The organism is Ignavibacteria bacterium, assembly GCA_017302895.1.
In the GTDB taxonomy this organism is placed as follows: Bacteria; Bacteroidota; Ignavibacteria; order Ignavibacteriales; family Ignavibacteriaceae; genus UTCHB3.
This window is the reverse complement of sequence record JAFLBV010000002.1, coordinates 494533-515528: the sequence shown is the minus strand read 5'-3', so window position 1 is coordinate 515528 and position 20996 is coordinate 494533. Positions and strand designations below refer to the sequence as shown.

The 20996-nt window shown below is 41.4% G+C and carries 19 protein-coding genes; 11 read left to right on the top strand and 8 right to left on the bottom strand.

All coding sequences use genetic code 11. The features are described 5' to 3' along the window. Genes J0L60_09865 through J0L60_09850 form a run of 4 tightly spaced genes read left to right on the top strand, consistent with a single transcriptional unit; the run spans position 1 to position 3980 of the window. On the top strand, positions 1-822 hold the full coding sequence (locus J0L60_09865) for an alpha/beta fold hydrolase (GenBank protein MBN8546422.1): 822 nt from the start codon (positions 1-3) through the stop codon (positions 820-822). A 17-nt stretch (positions 823-839) separates the two neighbouring features. Continuing rightward, on the top strand, positions 840-1673 hold the full coding sequence (menB, locus tag J0L60_09860) for a 1,4-dihydroxy-2-naphthoyl-CoA synthase (GenBank protein ID MBN8546421.1): 834 nt from the start codon (positions 840-842) through the stop codon (positions 1671-1673). 5 nt (positions 1674-1678) lie between these two features. Continuing rightward, a complete protein-coding gene (locus J0L60_09855; GenBank protein MBN8546420.1) occupies positions 1679-2554 on the top strand; it encodes a 1,4-dihydroxy-2-naphthoate polyprenyltransferase in 876 nt (291 codons plus the stop codon). A gap of 10 nt (positions 2555-2564) precedes the next feature. Continuing rightward, positions 2565-3980, top strand: a complete 1416-nt coding sequence (locus tag J0L60_09850; protein MBN8546419.1) for an AMP-binding protein — start codon at positions 2565-2567, stop codon at positions 3978-3980. On the opposite strand, the gene J0L60_09845 is transcribed toward J0L60_09850, so the two are convergent. Further along, a complete protein-coding gene (locus J0L60_09845) occupies positions 3977-4375 on the bottom strand; it encodes an acyl-CoA thioesterase (protein MBN8546418.1) in 399 nt (132 codons plus the stop codon). The two genes, J0L60_09850 and J0L60_09845, sit on opposite strands and share 4 nt — an antisense overlap. Positions 4376-4464: 89 nt before the next feature. Between J0L60_09845 and J0L60_09840 the strand changes: the two genes are divergently transcribed. After that, the gene (locus J0L60_09840; GenBank protein ID MBN8546417.1) at positions 4465-4917 is read left to right on the top strand and encodes a hypothetical protein; all 453 of its coding nucleotides are present in this window, start codon (positions 4465-4467) and stop codon (positions 4915-4917) included. A gap of 3 nt (positions 4918-4920) precedes the next feature. Then, complete coding sequence (locus J0L60_09835) at positions 4921-5625, top strand: 16S rRNA (uracil(1498)-N(3))-methyltransferase (GenBank protein MBN8546416.1); 705 nt, start codon at positions 4921-4923, stop codon at positions 5623-5625. On the opposite strand, the gene J0L60_09830 is transcribed toward J0L60_09835, so the two are convergent. From J0L60_09830 to J0L60_09805, 6 genes are all read right to left on the bottom strand, one after another. Further along, positions 5622-6443, bottom strand: coding sequence for a purine-nucleoside phosphorylase (locus tag J0L60_09830; GenBank protein ID MBN8546415.1), 822 nt, complete (start codon positions 6441-6443; stop codon positions 5622-5624). The two genes, J0L60_09835 and J0L60_09830, sit on opposite strands and share 4 nt — an antisense overlap. Before the next feature lies 1 nt (position 6444). Continuing rightward, positions 6445-7797: a NupC/NupG family nucleoside CNT transporter gene (locus tag J0L60_09825; protein MBN8546414.1), complete on the bottom strand. Its 1353-nt coding sequence runs from the start codon at positions 7795-7797 to the stop codon at positions 6445-6447. 22 nt (positions 7798-7819) lie between these two features. Beyond that, on the bottom strand, positions 7820-8908 hold the full coding sequence (locus J0L60_09820) for a glycosyltransferase (GenBank protein MBN8546413.1): 1089 nt from the start codon (positions 8906-8908) through the stop codon (positions 7820-7822). Positions 8909-8999: 91 nt separating this feature from the next. Continuing rightward, positions 9000-10205 (bottom strand): alginate export family protein, encoded by a 1206-nt coding sequence (locus J0L60_09815; GenBank protein MBN8546412.1) that lies wholly within the window; start codon positions 10203-10205, stop codon positions 9000-9002. Between the two features lie 74 nt (positions 10206-10279). Next, positions 10280-11164: an aldo/keto reductase gene (locus J0L60_09810; protein MBN8546411.1), complete on the bottom strand. Its 885-nt coding sequence runs from the start codon at positions 11162-11164 to the stop codon at positions 10280-10282. A gap of 317 nt (positions 11165-11481) precedes the next feature. After that, a complete protein-coding gene (locus tag J0L60_09805; GenBank protein MBN8546410.1) occupies positions 11482-13053 on the bottom strand; it encodes a helix-turn-helix domain-containing protein in 1572 nt (523 codons plus the stop codon). An 82-nt stretch (positions 13054-13135) separates the two neighbouring features. Between J0L60_09805 and J0L60_09800 the strand changes: the two genes are divergently transcribed. Then, positions 13136-14602, top strand: coding sequence for a potassium/proton antiporter (locus J0L60_09800; GenBank protein MBN8546409.1), 1467 nt, complete (start codon positions 13136-13138; stop codon positions 14600-14602). Here the strand turns inward: J0L60_09800 and J0L60_09795 are convergent. Beyond that, the gene (locus J0L60_09795; protein ID MBN8546408.1) at positions 14599-15786 is read right to left on the bottom strand and encodes a hypothetical protein; all 1188 of its coding nucleotides are present in this window, start codon (positions 15784-15786) and stop codon (positions 14599-14601) included. The genes J0L60_09800 and J0L60_09795 overlap by 4 nt on opposite strands. 113 nt (positions 15787-15899) lie before the next feature. Between J0L60_09795 and htpG the strand changes: the two genes are divergently transcribed. The 4 genes from htpG to hemB all read left to right on the top strand — a co-directional run bounded on the left by htpG (position 15900) and on the right by hemB (position 20978). Next, positions 15900-17804, top strand: coding sequence for a molecular chaperone HtpG (gene htpG, locus J0L60_09790; protein MBN8546407.1), 1905 nt, complete (start codon positions 15900-15902; stop codon positions 17802-17804). A gap of 113 nt (positions 17805-17917) precedes the next feature. Then, positions 17918-19198 (top strand): citrate (Si)-synthase, encoded by a 1281-nt coding sequence (locus tag J0L60_09785; GenBank protein MBN8546406.1) that lies wholly within the window; start codon positions 17918-17920, stop codon positions 19196-19198. A gap of 181 nt (positions 19199-19379) precedes the next feature. Then, positions 19380-19895 (top strand): GNAT family N-acetyltransferase, encoded by a 516-nt coding sequence (locus J0L60_09780; GenBank protein MBN8546405.1) that lies wholly within the window; start codon positions 19380-19382, stop codon positions 19893-19895. 99 nt (positions 19896-19994) lie between these two features. Beyond that, positions 19995-20978: a porphobilinogen synthase gene (gene hemB, locus J0L60_09775; protein MBN8546404.1), complete on the top strand. Its 984-nt coding sequence runs from the start codon at positions 19995-19997 to the stop codon at positions 20976-20978. The last annotated feature ends 18 nt before the right edge of the window (positions 20979-20996 follow it).

Genomic DNA, 20996 nt, shown 5'->3' with positions numbered 1-20996 from the left:
ATGTTTTACGATTATAACGGAATCAAGTGTTTTTACAAATATGAGGAGAGGGGAAGCAGGCATACTCTTGTCTTAATCCACGGTTTTGGTGGCAGTTCCGCTGACTGGGAACCGTTCGTTGAAGTACTCGGTGAAAAACAGAATTACCTGCTGATTGACCTGCCCGGCTGCGGGCAGTCTGAGTTTACATCGGATAGCGCTTTTTACACTTTCGAGGGACTTGGTGGATTAATATCGAGTCTGATTGATTGCTTAAGTATTAAATCACCGGTCATCTGCGGTTACTCTGCGGGAGGAAGACTTGTTTACTACATCACCGCCCATAATCTGGTAAAATCACAAGCAGGATTTGTCGCCATTTCCACCACTCCCGGTATTCCGGATAAAGCGATGAGACAGGATAGACGGGAAGGTGATATCCATCATGCGAAAATGATTGCTGAACATGGAATTGACGAGTGGGTCGAAAACTGGCTAAATCTTGACCTGTTTGAGGGATTGAAGTATCTTTCACCAGAGTTCAATGAAGAGTACAGGAAAAGAAGGCTTAAGAATAATACCGAGGTGCTGCAGAAGTATTTGTTACATTCCGGGCTCGGTATTCAGGAACCACTTCAACCACTATTGAGAGAATCAACGCTTCCGGGACTTCTGATCTCCGGCGGGAATGATGAAAAATATTGTGAAATAGGGAACCGTGTCATCAGGTTGAACAATAAATTTAAACATTTTGTTATAGAAGGAGCGTGGCATACTCTTTATTTGGAGAAACCGGAAGAGACCGCCCGTTTGATAGAAAATTTTTTAACTGAATTGAACTAAAACCATTTGGAAATTTTATGCTGATTGAATGGAAACAGACCGGAAATTATAAAGACATCATTTACGAAAAAGCTGAAGGCATTGCAAAAATTACCATCAACAGACCTGAGGTACGAAATGCATTCCGTCCTGACACTGTAATAGAAATGTACAATGCCTTTGTTGATGCCAGAGAGGATCAGGAGATCGGTGTCATTCTATTGACAGGCAAGGGGCCTGCCGAGGATGGCAAATACGCTTTCTGTTCGGGTGGTGATCAGAGGATCAGAGGAGATCAGGGTTACATCGGTTCAGATGGAGTTCCGAGACTTAATGTGCTTGATTTGCAGAAAATGATACGAAGTATCCCAAAGCCTGTAATAGCCCTCGTGGCCGGTTACGCAATTGGTGGCGGTCATGTTCTCCATGTGGTTTGTGACCTCACCATAGCCGCTGATAATGCGATATTCGGGCAGACCGGTCCGAAGGTCGGAAGTTTCGATGGTGGTTTTGGTGCATCCTATCTTGCCAGACTTGTCGGACAGAAAAGAGCCCGTGAAATCTGGTATCTTTGCCGCCAGTACAATGCAGCTGAGGCATATGAAATGGGACTCGTGAACAAAGTTGTACCCGTCGAAGAACTTGAGGCTGAAGGAGTTCAGTGGGCGAGAGAGATTCTTGAAAAAAGCCCCCTATCCATCCGTTTGTTAAAATCCGCATTCAATGCCGAGCTCGACGGACAACAGGGTATTCAGGAACTTGCCGGAAACGCAACACTTCTATATTACATGACCGAGGAAGCTCAGGAAGGTAAAAAAGCTTACTTGGAGAAGAGAAAGCCCGATTTCAATAAATTTCCCAAACTGCCGTAGAATTTATGAGTAAATTGAATGTCTGGATTCTGGCGGCAAGACCTAAAACTCTTCTTGCCGCATTCGTCCCGGTGATTGTTGGTACCTCACTGGCGGTTGCAGAGAAGGAGTACCATCTTGTTGCGGCTTTTGTTGCTTTGATTTGTTCAATACTGATCCAGATTGCAACGAATTTTACAAACGATCTTTATGATCACCTCAAAGGTGCAGACACCAAAGAAAGGGTGGGTCCCCAAAGAGCTTTGAATGAAGGATGGGTTTCGGTCGGGGAGATGAAACTTGCTATTTACCTTACATTCGGACTGGCTTTCATTCTGGGGTTGTATCTTGTCTACCTTGGTGGTCCGCTTATTTTAGCGATAGGTATTCTCTCCATAATTGCAGGATTTATGTACACTGCCGGACCGTTTCCATTTGCTTACAACGGGCTGGGTGATCTTTTTGTTTTCCTTTTCTACGGTTTTGTGGGCACTGTAGGGACATATTTTATTAATACCCATACCATCACAAGTCAGGCCCTGATTTCGTCGATACCTGTGGGAGCCTTGGTCACGAATATACTGGTTGTAAACAATTATAGAGATGTGGATCAGGATAAAAAAGCCGGAAAGAAAACTCTCGCTGTGCTGCTTGGGAAGAATTTCGCGCTGGCAGAATATTTTATTCTACTTGTTTCCTCATTTTCAGTGCCTCTAATCATGTATCTCTACTATGATCTGACCTACTGGGTATTTCTCCCTTATTTAACCCTCCCTTTCGCATATAAAGCGATACTGATGTTGCTGAGCCTTAAAGGTTCGGAACTGAATTCAGCTCTGGAGCTTTCGGCTAAAATATCCGCACTTTTTGGGTTTCTGTTCTCTCTCGGTCTCTGTCTCTAAGGATTATTAAATGACCGTTGTGGCAAAAAGTAAAATTTTAAAGCTTTTCCATACCCTCGTGATCGAATCTCCTGCAAGTATGGTACATTCTTTAAAGTCTGAAAAATTGCGGAAACTGATTTTGGGTGGTTCGGTTTTGGAAGAGGGCTATTTCATTTTTTCCACTGAAAAGCTATCGGACTACACTACACAAAGGTCTGAGCGGGATCTCAAAAACAGACTTGTTTTCATCCGGGAAGAAAATCCTCTTCAGTGCATCTTTTCGATCTTCTTATCCTGGTCTAACGGTCTACTTCCTCTCTTGGTTTCTCCATCGGTGACTGAAAATGAGTTCAGGGAATTACTTTCGAGATTCAAACCCGGGGGAGTGATCACTAAAGGTTTACTCGTTTTGACCAGCTTTGAAGATACTCTGAATCCCGTTTTGGATGATGATGCGGTTGTGATTCTCACTTCGGGCAGTTCAGGCAAGCCCAAGGCGGTAGTCCACACATTTGATTCATTGATGAATGCAGCCAGAAGGAGCAATCTCGCGTGCCAATTAAAAGTAGAGGATAAATGGTTGCTAAGCCTGCCAATATACCATATTTCTGGATTTTCCATTCTTATGCGTTCGATTGTCGGGGGAGTAAATCTGGTGCTTACCACCTCAAACAACCCGGAAAACCCTGAATTCTATGAAGCTGAAATCCGTAAACCAAATCTGGTATCATTTGTTGCGACACAGTTAAAAGGGTACATCGAAAACATCAGTTTGTCACAAACAAGTTACAAAATGATTCTTGTTGGTGGCAGTGCAATCGATGATAAACTTTTAAAGGATTCAATCGACCGCAAACTGAGGCTTTACAAAGTTTACGGTTCGAGTGAAACTGCTGCTTTTATTGCCGGGCGCGATTTGGAATCAAAAAAAACAGGGCATCAAGGTGACTATAAACCTCTGAAAGGAGTAAGAGTCGATCTGGATAACGGAGAGCTCACAGTAAAAAGTGATCAGCTATTCGACAGATACCTTGACGACCCCGGGCTTACTGCCTCGAGGAAGATAGATGATACTTATCATACAGGTGACGAAGCCATGATCTTTGATGATGGTTCTTTCTCGATTACCGGCAGGATGAGTCGTTTCATAATCTCAGGTGGAATAAATGTGGATCCTCTTGAGGTGGAGGCAGCAATAAAAGAGTATTCGGGTATTATCGAAGTCTTTGTTTTCTCAGTCACAAACGAAAAATGGGGTGAGGCGGTATCAGCTTTGCTAAAAACCGTGGAGGAGTTTGATATAATGGAGTTCCACAAATTCTTAAAGGGCAGGATGTCGGCACATAAAATCCCCAAATATTACCGCATTGTTGATGAAATCCCGGTATCTGCAATCGGTAAATACGATCCTGTAAGATCGAGAGAAATTCTGTTCGAACGCTAAAGTTCGAGTTTAATCAGGGCATTTCGTAAATCCTCAGGTACACCGCACTTCCTGTTTTCCTCCGGCATGAACATTACATGTACTGTTTTTACCTTTATTGCAATCTCATTCGCAGAGTTATAGATATTGTAGGCAAGAGAGAATGAATTTTCCTTTATCTCGCCCAGTTTCACCATAACAGTCACTCTGCTACCCGCTTTTAGCGGAATTTTATAGTCTGCTTCTGCGTGAACCAAGGGGATTATCACCCCTTTCCCTTCAAAATAGCTCCCCAGTCCATTGTTATACAAAAACTGTTCATAAGCAATATGAGCTATTTCAAATGCACGGGAAAAAAACATTATACCTGCCGGATCACACTCACTGAATGAAATATACTTTTCGGTGGAAAACATTTGCTTTGTCTATTTGTTTGATAAAAAGGCTGTCAAATATATTTTTCGTAATTTTGAAAATTGAAAATAACAAAGTAAGGAATCAAAACATGAAAATATTCAGATTTTTAGCGATCTGTTTGATTTTTACATCTGTAAATATTTTTTCACAAAATTCAGGGTTCGGACTGGGGATTATAGTCGGGGAACCGACAGGGCTGTCTGGTAAATATTTTCTAAATGAAAACAATGCCATAGATGCCGCTGTTGCCTGGTCTTTTAAGAAAGTTGCAGCACTTCATATTCATGCCGATTATCTCTATCATGACAACTCCTTTTTTAATGTTAAAACAGGAAAACTGCCCGTTTATTTCGGTTTTGGTGGAAGACTGAAATTGCAGGACAAGAGCAGATTTGGGGTAAGGGTCCCTGTTGGAATAGCCTATCAGTTCCCCAAAGCTCCTGTTGATCTTTTTGTTGAGATCGTGCCTTTACTCGATCTGATTCCCGACACTCAATTCGATTTTAACGGCGCAATTGGTGTCAGATACTATTTCCAGTAATATATGAGTCATTTCGCGGGTCAGGAACTCTTCCGGTGTAACATCGGAATGGAGGACGGAGGGAACCTGGTTCTCACCGGAAGCGATATCAGGCATATAACAAAGGTAATGCGTCATAAGGCGGGCGATATCATTCATGTGACTTCCGGTGACGGTATTATTTTAAAAGTAGAAATAATTTCAGAGTCAGATGATTTGATCAAAGTGATGCCACTTGACAAATTTGAGTGTCTGAATAAACTCTCGAATATAGAGATTGCGATTCCGAGACTGAAAAACAGCGATAAAATTGAACTGGTTATCGAAAAACTTGTTGAGACGGGATTTACAAAATTCGTATTCTTCGAATCTGACAATTGCGTAGGGAAAGGATTCAAACTCGACAGATGGGAAAAGATTGCGATATCCGCATCCAAGCAGTCTTTTAATCCTTTTACTGTGGAATTACGCTCAGTAAGTAAATTTGATGAACTTTTCAAAACGGGGAGAGAGGTGATTGGATTTGATTTGGAGGCTGAAAACAGTTTTGCCGGTTTCCAGCCTGAAAGGGGAGTAAACTACATTCTCGTTACTGGTCCCGAGGGAGGTCTTAGCAAAAAAGAGTTAGCCAAGTTCAGAAAAGAGAATCTTTTTCAACTCACCGGTAACCGGTTGAGAAGTGAGACAGCAATTCTCTATTCTGCTTTTCTGATAACCAGATTTTTCTAAAAATACTCGACAATTCTTTGAACAAGTCTGTTGAATTTGTTCTCAACAAGTTTTGCTGCAACAGTCACATCTTCATGACTCAGTTTGTGAGGCGAAAGACCTGCAGCGTAGTTCGTTATACAAGAAATACAACTTACCTTTATGCCATTGGCTGAAGCCCAGTAAGCTTCTGCAACAGTTGACATTCCTACCGCATGGGCACCAAATTTGTCCACCATTCGAATTTCAGCAGGGGTTTCGTAAGTCGGACCCTTGTTATACCAGTAGATGCCCTCTTTCAAGTGAACCTTTTCCTCGAGTGCCGACCAGATAATAATATCGTTAAAATCGGGATCGGGAGTTTTCAGGAACATGTTTTTTTGATCGGGAGTGGCAGCCCGCATCACCTCGTTGATTTCATTTTTGATGTTGATCCCGATGAATGAAGTGCAAAGCATCAAGTCGCCCGGTTCGAAGGCGTAGTCGACGCCGCCTGCGGCATTTGTAAGCAAAAGATAGGGGATACCCAGACCTTTTGTAATAATTGAAGGGACGATGGTCTCATAGAGCTGGTAGCCCTCATAAAAATGGAAACGCCCCTGGAATACGAGACACTTTTTCCCGTTTATTTCGCCAAGGATAAGTTTCCCTGAGTGACCTTCGACTGTGGAACGGGGATAGTTTGGAAGTGAATCACCATCCCAGGTCTTAATAATATTAATTGTTTCCGGGAATTTACCCAGACCCGAACCAAGAACAATTGAAAGTTTGATATCGTCTTTGATATCCTTTTTCAGGATCTCAATCAGGTCTTTGTAATAGAATTCGAAATCAAACATCTTAGAAAAAGATTCCTGCAATAGTTGCCGAAAGAAGAGTAGAAAGAGTTCCGCCGATCACCGCTTTGATGCCGAGTTGGGCAAGATCAGCTTTTCTGTGTGGAGCGAGGGCACCGATGCCGCCAACCTGGATGGCAATGGAGGAAAAATTAGCAAATCCACAAAGTGCATACGAGGACATGAAAATCACTTTAGGATTGATCATCTCTTTCATCTCAACCATGCGTGAAAGCTCAAGGTATGCCACAAATTCATTCAATACTGTTTTTGTTCCGAGCAGACTGCCAAAGTTTAATGCATCTTCAAAAGGGATACCGATAGCGAATGCAACAGGTTGAAGAATAAAACCGATTAGCAACTCAAAACTGAGTGGTTTACCATATTGATCCTGCATTATAGCGCTTAATCCGGTAACATCACCGACCCATCCCAACATTCCGTTGAAAAGAGCAATAAGGCAAATAAAGGCTATCAGCATACCGCCAACATTTATGGCGAGTTGAAGGCCGTCGATCGCTCCGTTAGAAGCAGCCTCAATAACATTGGAGCCGTTTTTCTCAACACTGAGTTTAACCACACCGCGGGTTGCGGGTTCTTCAACTTCCGGATAGATAATTTTTGAGATAAGAAGTGCTGCAGGAGCCGCCAGAACGGAAGCACTCAAAAGTTGCTTTGCAAAGAGGAACTGTCCCTCGGTGATTGATATACCCTTAGCGGCGGAATAAGACTGACCAAGCATCTGAATATATGCCGCCATTACGCCACCGGCAATCGTTGCCATACCTCCCACCATGACAGTGAGCATTTCACTTTTGGTCATTTTATCGAGGTAGGGCTTTATAATCAACGGAGCCTCTGTCTGACCTACGAAAATATTCGCGGTACATGAAAGCGATTCAGCACCGCTTGTTCCCATTATTTTTGCCATCACCCACGCCATTGCCTGGACCACCTTCTGCATAATACCGAGGTAATAGAGGATAGCCATCAGAGCAGCAAAGAAAATTATGGTAGGCAGTACCTGGAACGCGAAAAAGAACCCAAGGCTTCCTTCCTTGCCGGGGCTGATTGCAAGATTTCCGAACACAAAAGATGCACCTTTTTCGGAATACTGCAGAATGATTACAAAGAAAGAACTGACCCAGCTAAAAAAATCTTTCACCCATCCCAAGGGGGCAAAAAATGTTGCCATGTCATCGCCTTTAATAAGAAAGATGGCAAGAACAAACTGTATTGAGAGCCCTCCGGAGACCAAACGCCAGTCAACCCTTTTCTTGTTGTTTGAAAGAAGAAAAGCAATGCCAAGGAGCACACCGATACCAAGAATTCCACGAAGTATTGAAACTATATCCATAAGTGAAGCCTAAATAATAAAACTATTTCCAATTAAATTTTGTAAAACGAGATGCAAAATAGTTAATTATCAAGAAAATCTCATAGAAAATCTGGTAGAAAATGATCTCCGGGAGAGAAAATTTGTAATTTAATTTTTTTTGCATTGCCAGCACCAGAATAGTGTCGAGTGTAATCTTGATAAAAAATGTGTACACCACTTCCGGAAACCAGGGGAGTAAAAGGATTGAGGATTGTGCATATAGATTTGGCAAATGCCAAAAAACAAGTATCCACTTTGAAAGTTTCGAATAAAACTTTGAAGCTGCAGTGTGTCTGGCTTTTTGCCTCAAATAATCCTTAGGAAGATGATTCGTTTTTGAAAAGACAGCCGCACTTGCTGAGGGACAGAGGTTTATTTGATATCCTTTATCGAGAAAATTTTTAAGTAAAAGGTCATCATCACCACCAAGAGATTTTCTGGTGGAATTGTATCCCCCCTCACTGTGGAATACGCTTTTGACGAAACCCATGTTTCTTGCGGTAGCCGACACGGGGTGACCCCAGCCGAAGGAAGCCGAAATTAGAAGGAATGACCTCAGATTTTCGAAACAGGAGAGTCCATTAAAAAAACCATGATCCCTTATCAGCGGAGCGATTCCGATCAGGAATTGTGAATCTTCGGTGAAATACCTGTCAACCTCTTTCAACCAGCATGGCTGAACGATACAATCGGCATCGGTAATCATTATCCGGTCAAATTTTGCCTTGGTTATACCCCTTTCGAGTGCATTTCGTTTTCCGTGGGGGTCATCAGGATTGTGTTCGATAAGTTGCAGATTCTTGAAAGAAGGCAAAAATGCCGTTATGATGTCGCGGGTACCGTCCGTAGATCCGTCGTCACAAATCAGAATTTCGAAATTCTCGGAGGGGTAGTCCAGTTTTGGGAGCGACTTCAGCAGATCGGGGAGGTTGGCTTCTTCATTCCTTGCAGCAATAACGATTGAGTAACTTCCGGTACCGGAATTCGAATTTCTGATTCGTACTGACTTTTTCGCGCGAATAAGTCCTGTTACGAAAAGGAAGTACGCCAGAAGAAAGAAAATAATTACGATCAGGTAGAAGAGTTGCAACGGAACCGAAAATAAATGAGAATTCAATATAAGGAAAGAGAAAAGATAAAAAAAGAGGCTGCCTCGAATGAAACAGCCTCATCTGATAATTTTACTTCAGATTCAGGTGAAAACCGGCATAAAACCAGAAAGCGGAATCCTGACCTTTTTTCTCTTTGAAGATGTCTCCGGGGAGGAAAGTGGCAGCTCCGAAATTGAAATTCAGATATTCATTGTATTTAGCCATAAAAGCGAGATCGATTTCAGTACCGAATGCGTTGCTTTCGGTTCCGGTAGCAAGCTTATATGGTTGTGCAGAACCGAAGAGGTGACCACTTAGTTTACCGGCAAGCCACTCTGCAAGCGCCATTTTGTAATATCCATAAATATCAGTTATACCAAGATTGTAAGTGGAAGCTGGAACAACTTTGAAGAGATCCATATCTCCAAGGTAAGCGTGTTTTGTTGCGTAGGAGTTGTCGAAAACTTCATACTTGTTATCGGCTGCATCTTTGTCACCCGAATAGTATGCGAATCCTGCACCGAGGGCAGCTTTCGACTGTACCTGGAATGAAAACTCCAGATTTATGGCAGCGAGAAAAGCCGAAATATCCATTTCCTTGTTTGTTTTAATATTGCCGGTTTGGTAGGCAAAATCGATGTCGTGTGAAAGGGGACCGAATGATCCTGTCAAATTGACACCGAGAGTTAACCGTGCGAGATTTTCAACCGGGACTTTCCGGTCGAACATTACGAACGGGTTCAACTTAAGATTGTCCGCGAGTCTAAATTCTGAAAATACACCAAAGAGATTTTGATCCAAGCTGTCACCAACAAGTTGTTTGTCAGCAACTCTGAAAGCGAAAGCAGAAATCTGATAACCTTTTCCGGCATATCTGACAGTTGCCCCATCGAAGGTGATAGGGGTGTTTCCCCAGTCTGATTGTCCAATCAATCTGGCGTTGTTGTATCTTGCCTCCTGTCTTCCGAGCAGGAATTCCCAGTTGCCTTTTTTAATTTTCAGATAACCTTCATTGAGATCGAGATTTGCCGAATTCGACTGAACCGATGCTTCCTGTCCGAAAACTCTCGCATCGATAATACGGAAAACAAATTCGAGATCGTCATTATTGCTGATGACGGCACCCAGCCTTGCTCTGTTGTTGATGTAGTGATGGAAACCCGTGTTAGCGTTAAAATCGAGTTCATCCACTTCGAGTCTGGTTCTCAGTTCTCCATTAAATTTTACGGTTAATTGCCCAAAAGTGTGAGGAGCAAAAAATAGAAAAGCAACAAATAAAAGGATATGATTTCGCATAAAAGTCCTTGAGTTTAAAAGGAATAAAAAAGTCTGATTCAAATTTAATCAAAAAATACTTCCTGAAAAAAAGATCAGGTAAGGGTCAACCAGTCTTTACCGATTTCATCAAATCTTGACTTTATGCGGGTTATGAGCTCGTCGGGTAATTTTCCTTTTTGAACCAGTTTTATGTTGGCTTTCAAATGACTCAGATCGTTTGTACCAATCAGAATTGAATCAACTCCATAAGTGAAAGCGGTAAACCTGATCATTACTTCTTCGAGAGACATGCCATAATCGATATTCATTTCGTAGATTCGCCTTTTATACTCTGCAACCACGGGGTCGGAGACATTGGCATTTTCGTGCCATGCGAAATTTGCGAGAGGTCTTTTTGCAATTACACCCATGTATTTTTGCTTGGCAGGGTGAAGAAATGAATTTATGGTCTTTTGGTCACAAACATTGATTGATGACTGAAATGCAGCGAAAGAATCACTATATATTGCATATTCAAGAGCATCGTTATCGCCGGAATAAGCGGGTACACGAACTTTCCCTTCCTGGGTCATCCTCGTCAGAGCTTCGATAACTTCACCTTTCTCGAGAATATCTTTGTTACAGGAATGAAGGTGCACTATATCAATATAATCAGTCTGAAGAATTCTGAGTGCCTTCTCTACACCCTTAATTATACTGTCGTATGTCCAGTCCTGAGTTCCTTCGACATCGTATCCGATTTTAGTGGAGAGAATAAACTCCTGTCTTCTGTTGTGAAGGAATTTACCAATTCTGTGTTCGGACTCGCCATAACTTCTTGCTGTATCGATAAGGTTAATCCCCAGGTCAAGTACTGAATTCAAAAGTTTTTCAACCTTTTTATCTGTCATCTCTTTTCCGCCAATTCTGCCTGCACCAAAACCGAGAGGCGATACTTTTAGTCCGGTGAACCCAAAATCACGCAGTTCAAACTTCATTAATTGATCTCCAAAATTAAAATGATTTGATAGCAAAATGTAAGAAAAAGATTAGTTGGAAATGAGGGGGGAGGGTATTTAAAATAAAAAACGGGCTTTTTATAGCCCGTCGGGATCTTTTGCACTATTAAAATCGATTAAATGGTGTTAAACCTGTATTAAAATGTCATTAAACACGATTCAAAAATAAGGTGCGGGAAAATGCTTTGATAACAGAAATCAGTCAAATTTTAACATATTTCGGACATATGAAATTATGACTGAAAAATCTAATAATTCTTTCCCGTTATTATTCTCGAACCTGCGTGACATTTTAGTTATTCCTGTTCCAAATCAGTGGAATCTGATGGAGATTCGCCAAATTCTTCCTTAAAACATTTCGCAAAATAAGAGAGATTGCTAAATCCGGCCGAATAAGCTGCCTCACTGACAGACATTTTACTGCTCACAATCATCTCTCTTGCCTGAGTCAGTCTGTATGACCTGATCAGGTTATTTGGGGATTTGCCGGTAACAGCCCTTACTTTTCTCTGAAGTTGTCTTGGACTCATCCCGATCAGGTCGCTCAGATTTTCAACACCAAAGTCTTCATCGGAGAAATTCTCACTGAGAATATTGTTTACTTTGATCATAAACTTGTCGATGTAAGTGCTTCCGGTTACCCTGGGTTCTGCAACCTCGGTTACCATGGTCTTCCGCAATTTTTCTCTGTTTTCCAGCAATAGAGCCACTCTAACCCTTAGTTCTTTCAGAGAAACCGGTTTAATAAGGATTTCATCTGCACCTGATTCGATCGCCTTTATTTTGTTAGCTTCATATGTGTCTGCTGTAAGAAGAATGACGGGAATGTGCGAGGTCTTTTCATCATTTTTAATAATTCTGGTCAGGTCAATTCCATTTACTCCAGGCATGTGTATGTCTGAAAGGATCAAATCAGGAATAAAAGAAATCGCCTTTCTGAGTCCTTCGAATCCGTTTAGCGCTTCAACTATCTTAAATTCCTTTTGGAAGGTTTTTTTCAACAACCTGCCAACTTCATGATTATCTTCTATAATCAGGATAATCTGTGATTCATTGTCTCCGGATGAACTGTCGATGACGGGTTCCTCCTGGCTTCCGTATTCCTCTGCAATCTGGAAAGTATTCCAAAGATTGAACTCATCAAGAAAATCATCCTCAACTTTCGAGTCACTCTGTGGTGGCAGGGGAATCGAAAATATCAGCCTGCCATTGAATGAACTCATTGACATCATGATTCCGTAAGTGTCACAAATCGTTTTCAGCAATACCGAGTCGATCAGATTCGACGGTTTTGAAAATACCTGTTCCATAAGGCTTTCCGAATCGGAATTTTCACTTATTTTATAACCCGGGGTGAAAGTAACCTGCAAACAGAAATATCTTTTCTCATCTCTTTGAACGATCAGATTTACAATTTCAGATGTTAATGAAACTCTCAACACCATCATTATAAGATGTCCAACTATTCTGTCCACCATCAAGGGGGAGCATCTGGTAAAATAGTGAGTTCTCTCGCTTAGAAGCACAATTTCTATGTTTTTTTGCGATGCCAATCCTTTCAGGTTCTCTGTGATAATATTAAGAATTTTTATCAGATCAACATTTTTTTGAACAAATGCCGGGAACGCCATATAGCTTAAAGTATTGATCTGAGAAGCGAGATTTTCTATATTTGAAAGTGAATTTTTTAAGGCAGTTAGTGATTCGGAGGTGAAACGATTTTGGTTCGATTCTGAAATGATGTCTAAATTTCCGACTGCAATTGTTATATTGCTTCTCAAATTTGAGGCAATGGAAGAAAAAATATTCTGTCTTAAATTCTTCCGGTAAACATCAAACGATGGAGCCGGGGACTTTTTCTTGCTCATTTATTCAGTGAAGATTTTCTTGGATAATTTTTTGATGAAATTAAATGTAAATATAAATAAACAAAAACTTTTTATTACTTAAATGATACACCTGCTGGAACATAAAATTTTTATTCTCTCCGTGCTGATTGTTCTCTCGTTGCTGGTAACGAGACTTACCAGGAATTACGGAGTCCCCACACTGCTTCTTTTTTTGGGTCTTGGAATGCTTGCCGGTTCAGACGGACCGGGGGGAATCGAATTTAGTGATGCTTCCCTTGCCCAGTCGATAGGCACCATCGCTCTGGTATTTATTTTGTTTTCGGGAGGGTTGGAGACAAGCATACAGTCAGTAAAAAATGGTATTAAGTCATCTCTTTCACTGGCTACTCTCGGGGTGGTTATTACAGCAGTTCTGATGGGGGCATTCCTGTATTATGTAGCCGGTTACTCTGCCGGTTTTTCTTTTTTCATCGGTGCGGTAATATCGTCAACAGATGCCGCAGCAATTTTCTCGGTTCTGAAAGCCAAGGATTTAAATTTATCGGGTGATATTCAACCCGTTTTGGAGCTTGAAAGCGGCAGCAATGATCCCATGGCAATATTTCTGACCATGCTGATGATTTCCATTCTTACTGAACCTGAAAAAACCGCTGTCGAACATGTGGTATTTTTTGTGTCGCAATTTGGAATTGGCGCGGTCGCGGGATATGCAGGAGGAAGAGTTATGTCGGTTATAATGAACAAACTGGATTTTATTACCCCAGGGTTTTATCCTGTATTTGTTCTTTCAGGTGCTTTACTGATTTACAGTGGGACAGCATTAATATCAGGAAGTGGATTTTTAGCTGTTTATATAGCGGGAATTGTGGCCAACAGTCATGAATTTCAACACAAAACAAACACAATCAGGTTTTTTGAAGGACTCGCCTGGTTGAGTCAGATTGGCATGTTTCTCACCCTGGGATTGCTGATATTTCCTTCACAGTTACCTGAAGTTGCTCTTATCGGGAGCCTCTTTGCACTGTTTTTGATGTTCGTTGCCAGACCTGTAGCAGTGATGGTGTCACTGTTATTCAGCAATTTTAATTTGAAAGAGAAAGTGTTTATCATGTGGGGTGGTTTGAGGGGGGCAGTGCCTATCATCCTTGCTACATTTGCGCTGACCTCGAATCTGCCTGACGGACAAAAGGTGCTGAACCTTGTCTTTTTTGTTGTGATATTTTCAGCCATCGGTCAGGGATGGTCCATACCTGCAGTGTCCAAACTTCTTAAACTACGAAATGTCAAAAATTTAAGCAAAAAAGTGCTGATGGACCTTGAGACAGGAAGGGACGACAATAAAACATTGTTCGATCTTTTTGTTCAACCGGGGTCTCCTGCCTGTGGTAACAAGATTGTGGAGATTGGACTTCCGGTTGGTGTTCTGATTGTTTTGATAGAACGAAAAGGGAAATATGTAATTCCGTCGGGAAGTACAATAATTGAGGAGGATGATTTGATTATCCTTCTGGTTGACAAGTCGGACATAGAACTTGTCGCAGGATTTTTTAAGTCGTCTTTCGATTAGATTATTCTGACAACCGTTTTATTCATCATATAACGATACATTCGTCTGACAACTCTGAAGAAGAATACGAGGTAGAAGGCATAAACTGCTATTCCGACAATTCTGACCACAAAGGAAAACGCAGCATTTTTCACCGGTTTGTATGCGGGCAGGATGCCGTCGGTTCTGATCAAAGGATTGAGAAAGAATGTGGTTTTCGGGTTGTAAACCTCGGTTCTTAAATAGGTTTTTACTTTTTTAAGAGGAAAGACGAGGGAGTCGGTTTTATGAAAGGATGCCAGCACCTCACCGTAGTTACCAATCAAAAGGATGGAATCAGCAGGTGTCATGAGCCGCAATTTCATCGAATCGTTTTCCACCCGTAAATATCTCAACTCGTTGTCAAGTTCAGCATTATTACCTTTGACTGCCACAGAATTTCCTTTTCGTAAAGCATCCACAATCAGGTTTCCGAGCAGTGAACCTGCACGGACCATAGTCCAGTACCGTCCGGTTTCATCTTTTCTGGTTTGATTGTGGGAATCATCGTTTCCGTAACCAAACGCCGGATAGCCCGCAGAGAGGGCGGCATCCCAGTGATGAACGGAAGTCCTGTAGTGGTTAAGAATTTCTATGTGAGTATAATTTGATAAATACTGAAAGTCATCGGGATGATAGCCTTCAAGGAATTCAGGGTGATTAATAGCCAGCAGTTTGGTAGTCTGCCTTAATCTTTCGATGATATCCTGTTTATGGTGTAATGACTGGAAGAGGGGATAGTCAAAATTTACAACCTCTTTTGCTCCGATCGGATGTTGATGTCTTTTCCAGACATTTAAACCGTGCTCATATAAAGGGATGAATTCATCATCTTTGATATTTTTCGATCTGGTAATTTTATGATAGTCAGAGATTCCGGCAAAATCGTAACCGAGGGATTTATAAACGGAATCCACCTGCTCCGGTGTAAGTGTGCCGTTGGTCAATCCTCCCCATGCCTGTGCATGTGCATGAAAATTGGTTTTAAACCACCTGCCTGAAGTGTCGGCATACGGGTTATACCACTCTGTTCCTGAAAACGGCTTCATCGCAGGGAATTTGTAGACATTTGTAAATATGTAAGGGAACATTGCAATCGCGACAATCAGCAATAAGAGGATTGTAACGATGAATACAGGTGTCAACAGTAATTTTTTAAAGTTCATTTTGTAATTTTTGGGGTGGAAGCAGGGCTGAAAAATATTATATTTGTAACTACAAATTTACGAAAATTTATGATCATTTCAAGATTCAATTTAAAGCGAAAGGACTAACTTATATGGAAGCCAAAGTACAAGAAAAGTTCACATTTCAAGCGGAAATCACACAACTTCTCGATATCTTAGTTCATTCCCTGTACAGCAGCCGCGAAATATTTTTAAGGGAGCTGATATCGAATGCATCCGATGCAATCGATAAATTAAGAATAATCTCTCTCCGCGGCGATGAATATCATCAAAAAGACCTGCCATTCGAAATAAAAATATCCTTCGATCAGGAAGCAAAAATGCTGGTTATCACCGATACAGGTATCGGAATGACCAAGGATGAACTTGTAAAAAATATCGGCACAATTGCAAAATCAGGAAGTTCTGAGTTCATCAAAGCTTTAAAAGCAGGTGAAACTGATGCGAAAGAAATTATTGGCAGGTTCGGTGTAGGGTTCTATTCTGTTTTCATGGTTGCTCACGAAGTGAAGATTAAGACCAGATCATATCTGCCTGATGAGACCGGTTTCGTTTGGCGTTCATCGGGAAGTGGCGACTTCACCATCTCCGAAATGGAAGAATCGATTAATCGCGGAACGACAATTGAGATTTACTTAAAGGATGACGCTGTGGAATTTGCAACCAAGGAGAGACTTGAGGGAATTATCAAGAAACACTCCGGATTCATTTCCTACCCGATTTATCTTGCAGCCGAAAGAGTAAACACAATAACTGCCTTGTGGAAAGAGCCAAAATCCACTATCAAACCTGAGCAGTATAATGAGTTTTACAAATTCGTATCCCACGATTTCGAGGATCCTGAATGCCACATCCACTATTCTATAGAAGCACCGATTCAGTTTAATGCACTTCTCTTTATCCCCAAACGGAATTTTGATTTGTTTGGTATGAACAGGGAGAACTACGGTCTCGATTTGTATGTGAGGAAAGTGTTGATTCAACACCAGTCAAAGGACCTGCTGCCTGAGTTTTTGAGTTTTGTGAAGGGTGTTGTTGATTCCGAGGATCTTCCACTCAATGTTTCGAGGGAGACACTTCAGGAGAATGCTGTTTTTGGAAAAATTTCGAGAGAAGTGACAAAAGCCGTTCTCAATGACCTCATTAAAAGGGCAAAAGACGAACCAGAGCAGTACAAGCGAATTTACAAAGAGCACGGTAAGCAAATAAAGCTTGGTTTCAATGATCACAATAACCGGGAAAAATACCTCGAACTTCTCAGATTTGACTCTCTGAACAATACTGATCCTGAAAAACTTGTTTCACTTGAAGATTACAAATCAGGATTAAAAGCAGATCAGAAGGAAATATACTATGCGTTAGGTACTACCCGAGAATCGCTTCTGGCAGACCCTGCAATCGAGATCTTTAAGAAAAAAGGAATCGATGTCCTTTTCCTGATGGATCCTGTTGATGAATATGCTCTCAGCATGTGCGGAAAATATGGTGAACTTGATTTCGTTTCAGTTGAAAAGGCGGATGTCAGCAAACTGGATGCATTCGTGGATATTGAGGAAAATGAGAACAAATTACCGGAATTAACTGAAGCTGATGAAAAAGTGCTCGAGGATATGGCAACGAAAATCAAGGAAATTCTCGGTGAGAAGATCAAGGAAGTGAAAATATCCAAGAGACTAAGCGACCATGCTGTTTGGCTTTCAGGCGAGAATGAAATGTTCTCAGCATCTTTCAGACGCATGATGAAAGGAAGCAATCCGATGTTTGATTCTTTTGGTGCCTCCAAAGTTATGGAGATAAACAAGAACAGTGCCGTGATCAGGAACCTTCTCAACATTTATAAGGGAGACAAAAAATCTCCGGTTATTCCGAGAGTTGTGAATGTGCTTTACCTTTCCGCAGAGCTCGGGTCGGGTGATCTAAAAGATCCTTTTGTGCTTGTGAAGGAGATGAACTCGATACTTGAAACTTTCACCGGTTCGTACACCATAATAAAATAGAGATATTTTAAACAAGGAGGCGATGCCTCCTTGTTTTTTAAACATTTTGAATTAATGAATTAATTAAAATGTTTATGTTTAAATCATAAATCCAATAAACTTCGAAAGAACATATGGCACCAAATATTTTCGATACAATGGCGGCAAAAATAGAGTTCTGGCGTTCCGACATGTCAGCATTTTTAAAGGAAAGTGGAGATCAAAAAGTTTCTGACATTACCGTTTCGCAGATAATGGGTGGAATGCGCGGAGTAACATCTCTTTGGTGTGACACCTCAGTTGTTCCCAAGGATCAGGGTCTCATAATCCGTGGAAAACCGGTTGCTGAACTTACTGATATCACCGGAGTGCAGGTGTTTTATCTCCTTCTTACGGGGGATTTGCCAAATGAGGAAGAACTCCATGAATTTCAGGTGGCTCTAAGAATAAGGAAATTTGTCCCGTATTATGTCTGGGAGATACTCAAGGCAATGCCTAAAGATTCTCACCCGATGACAATGCTTTCGACAGCGGTGCTTTCCATGCAGAAGGAGTCATCTTTCGCCCGTCATCACGATGAAGGAATTCACAAAAGTGAATACTGGCGGTACACTCTGGAAGATGCGCTAAATATCATCGCGAAACTTCCGGCAATCGCTGCAGCAATTTACCGAATCAGATACAACAAAGGTGAACTGATTCAACCGGATCCAGATATGAGACTCTCGGAAGATTTTGTTCATATGTTGGGATTGGAAGCCTCCGGCGATGAATTTTTGAAATTGATGACCTTGTTTCTCGTCGCTCATTCCGACCATGAAGGTGGTAATGTGAGCTCGTTTACAGCTTCAATTGTGAACTCGGCGTTATCGGATCTCTATTATTCAATCTCTGCAGGATTCAACGGACTTGCAGGCCCGCTTCACGGTCTTGCAAATCAGGAAGCCCTCAAATGGGTGTTGGATGTAATGAAGAAGTATAATGGAACACCAACAAAAGAAGAGATTGAAGAGGTTGTGAACGAAACTTTGGCATCAGGTCAGGTGATTCCGGGTTATGGCCATGCAGTTCTTAGAGTTGTAGATCCAAGATTTACAGCTTTTCTTGAATTCGGAAAAGTTCACTGTCCCGATGATCCTGTTTTCAAAACAGTTGTAAACACCTTCGAAGTTGTGCCTGAAGTATTGAAAGGAATCCCCAAAATTCAGAATCCTTGGCCCAATGTTGATGCCGTTACAGGTTCACTCCTGTATCATTACGGTCTAAGGGAATTTTCCTACTATACCGTGATTTTCGCGCTGTCAAGATCAATTGGTTTAGCCTCACAAGCGGTTATGAACAGAGCTATGGGCCTACCGATCGTTCGACCAAAATCAGTTACCACTTCATGGTTGAAGAGTCAGGTAATAAAGTAAACCGGGTTTTCTGAAAACCTCGTGCTAATTTGAAAAAGAGGCTGTTGCATTGTAGCAGCCTCTTTTAAGTTTAAATGTTTGATGATTTAGAAAAGACAAAATGTGTGGATTTTCTAATCAAATGGAAATACATATATTGCAAAATGAAAAAAATATTTAATTATTCAAACGAAAAATTATTATGCCGATCGAGAATGTAATCAATATCAGACCAGCAGAAAACAAAGATATCGATAAAATCAGGGAACTGCTCCGCACAACATGGCACGATGCATATGCTTACATCCCTGCAGAGGATTTGGATTCGTATCTCGATGAGAATTATTCGGCTGCGAAATTGAAAGAAATCCTGAATACTGACCGCGAGGAGTGCTTCGTTTATGATGACGGGGTTGAAGTAATTGGCTGGATGAGACTAAGAAGAGATGATGACAACAACATTTTCACTGTAATATCACTGTATGTTCTTCCAAAAAGTCAGGGAAATGGAATTGGAAAACAGCTCCTTGATTTTGCTTGTGAGTTTGCTCTGGAGTACCGTTTCGAAAAAGTTACACTTGGTGTAATGACGCAAAATGAAAAAAGCGTTAAATGGTATAAAAAACAGGGATTTGAGACTGTGAAGACAGAACCTTTTACGATGGGTAAAACAACAGTCGAGCAGTTAATCATGGAAAAAATAATTTTCTTTCAGTAATACCTGCCAAAAGTTTTTATTAGCCCCTTATATAGTTGTAGATTTAAATTTGTGATTTTTTAAATTTCCGGATTCCAAAATTCAACCAGGAGAATTTGCATGGCTGACTTTCCAGTAAAAAGGCTGCGTCGTTTAAGATACAATACAAAAGTGCGTGATCTCGTCAGAGAAACGATTCTTACCAAAAATGATTTTATTTATCCTTTGTTCGTAATTCCCGGAGAGGGGAAAGTAGAAGAGATTCGCTCGATGCCGGGAGTTTTCCGGTTTTCGATAGACGAACTGGTAAAGGAATGCAAGGAAGTGGCAGCCTTGGGAATACCCGCAGTGATCCTATTTGGTATTCCTGATCACAAGGATGAAGTCGGTTCCGATGCGTATTCAGATGACGGTATCATTCAGCGAGCCATTCGTGCCATTAAAAAGGAGGTTAAAGACCTTCTGATAATGACAGATGTCTGTCTGTGTGAGTACACTTCGCACGGTCATTGTGGCGTGTTGAATGGTGAGGAGATTCTGAACGATGAAACCGTAGATCTTCTTGTAAGAGAGGCAGTGTCTCATGCAAAAGCCGGAGCTGATGTAATAGCGCCGTCAGATATGATGGACGGAAGAATTGGTGCCATAAGAAAAGGACTCGATGAAAACGGTTTTAGAAACATTCCTGTCTTAAGCTATGCAGTGAAGTATGCCTCCGGATACTACGGACCGTTCAGGGATGCCGCCGATTCGGCTCCAGCATTTGGCGACAGAAGATCTCATCAAATGGATGTTGCGAACAGCAGTGAAGCGTTACGCGAGGCTTTAAGTGACATAGATGAGGGTGCTGATATAATTATGGTCAAACCGGCAGGTGCATATCTTGATATAATTAAAATGGTAAAAGATGCCACCGGAATGCCACTCGCGGCGTATCAGGTGTCAGGTGAGTATGCGATGATTAAAGCAGCCGGAAAGCTCGACTGGATAGATGAAGAAAGAGTAATGATGGAATCACTCGTCTCGATTAAAAGAGCAGGAGCTGATATGATTCTGACATACTTTGCCAAGGAAGCATCAAAATTTCTTGACAGACAAAAATGATATTTGAAAGGCAGTTTT

Excerpts from the sequence above, each read along its gene's own strand:
- J0L60_09865 (MBN8546422.1), top strand. The coding sequence starts at position 1 with ATGTTTTACGATTATAACGGAATCAAGTGTTTTTACAAATATGAGGAG.
- menB (MBN8546421.1), top strand. The coding sequence starts at position 840 with ATGCTGATTGAATGGAAACAGACCGGAAATTATAAAGACATCATTTAC.
- J0L60_09855 (MBN8546420.1), top strand. The coding sequence starts at position 1,679 with ATGAGTAAATTGAATGTCTGGATTCTGGCGGCAAGACCTAAAACTCTT.
- J0L60_09850 (MBN8546419.1), top strand. The coding sequence starts at position 2,565 with ATGACCGTTGTGGCAAAAAGTAAAATTTTAAAGCTTTTCCATACCCTC.
- J0L60_09845 (MBN8546418.1), bottom strand. The coding sequence starts at position 4,375 with ATGTTTTCCACCGAAAAGTATATTTCATTCAGTGAGTGTGATCCGGCA.
- J0L60_09840 (MBN8546417.1), top strand. The coding sequence starts at position 4,465 with ATGAAAATATTCAGATTTTTAGCGATCTGTTTGATTTTTACATCTGTA.
- J0L60_09835 (MBN8546416.1), top strand. The coding sequence starts at position 4,921 with ATGAGTCATTTCGCGGGTCAGGAACTCTTCCGGTGTAACATCGGAATG.
- J0L60_09830 (MBN8546415.1), bottom strand. The coding sequence starts at position 6,443 with ATGTTTGATTTCGAATTCTATTACAAAGACCTGATTGAGATCCTGAAA.
- J0L60_09825 (MBN8546414.1), bottom strand. The coding sequence starts at position 7,797 with ATGGATATAGTTTCAATACTTCGTGGAATTCTTGGTATCGGTGTGCTC.
- J0L60_09815 (MBN8546412.1), bottom strand. The coding sequence starts at position 10,205 with ATGCGAAATCATATCCTTTTATTTGTTGCTTTTCTATTTTTTGCTCCT.
- J0L60_09810 (MBN8546411.1), bottom strand. The coding sequence starts at position 11,164 with ATGAAGTTTGAACTGCGTGATTTTGGGTTCACCGGACTAAAAGTATCG.
- J0L60_09805 (MBN8546410.1), bottom strand. The coding sequence starts at position 13,053 with ATGAGCAAGAAAAAGTCCCCGGCTCCATCGTTTGATGTTTACCGGAAG.
- J0L60_09800 (MBN8546409.1), top strand. The coding sequence starts at position 13,136 with ATGATACACCTGCTGGAACATAAAATTTTTATTCTCTCCGTGCTGATT.
- J0L60_09795 (MBN8546408.1), bottom strand. The coding sequence starts at position 15,786 with ATGAACTTTAAAAAATTACTGTTGACACCTGTATTCATCGTTACAATC.
- htpG (MBN8546407.1), top strand. The coding sequence starts at position 15,900 with ATGGAAGCCAAAGTACAAGAAAAGTTCACATTTCAAGCGGAAATCACA.
- J0L60_09785 (MBN8546406.1), top strand. The coding sequence starts at position 17,918 with ATGGCACCAAATATTTTCGATACAATGGCGGCAAAAATAGAGTTCTGG.
- J0L60_09780 (MBN8546405.1), top strand. The coding sequence starts at position 19,380 with ATGCCGATCGAGAATGTAATCAATATCAGACCAGCAGAAAACAAAGAT.
- hemB (MBN8546404.1), top strand. The coding sequence starts at position 19,995 with ATGGCTGACTTTCCAGTAAAAAGGCTGCGTCGTTTAAGATACAATACA.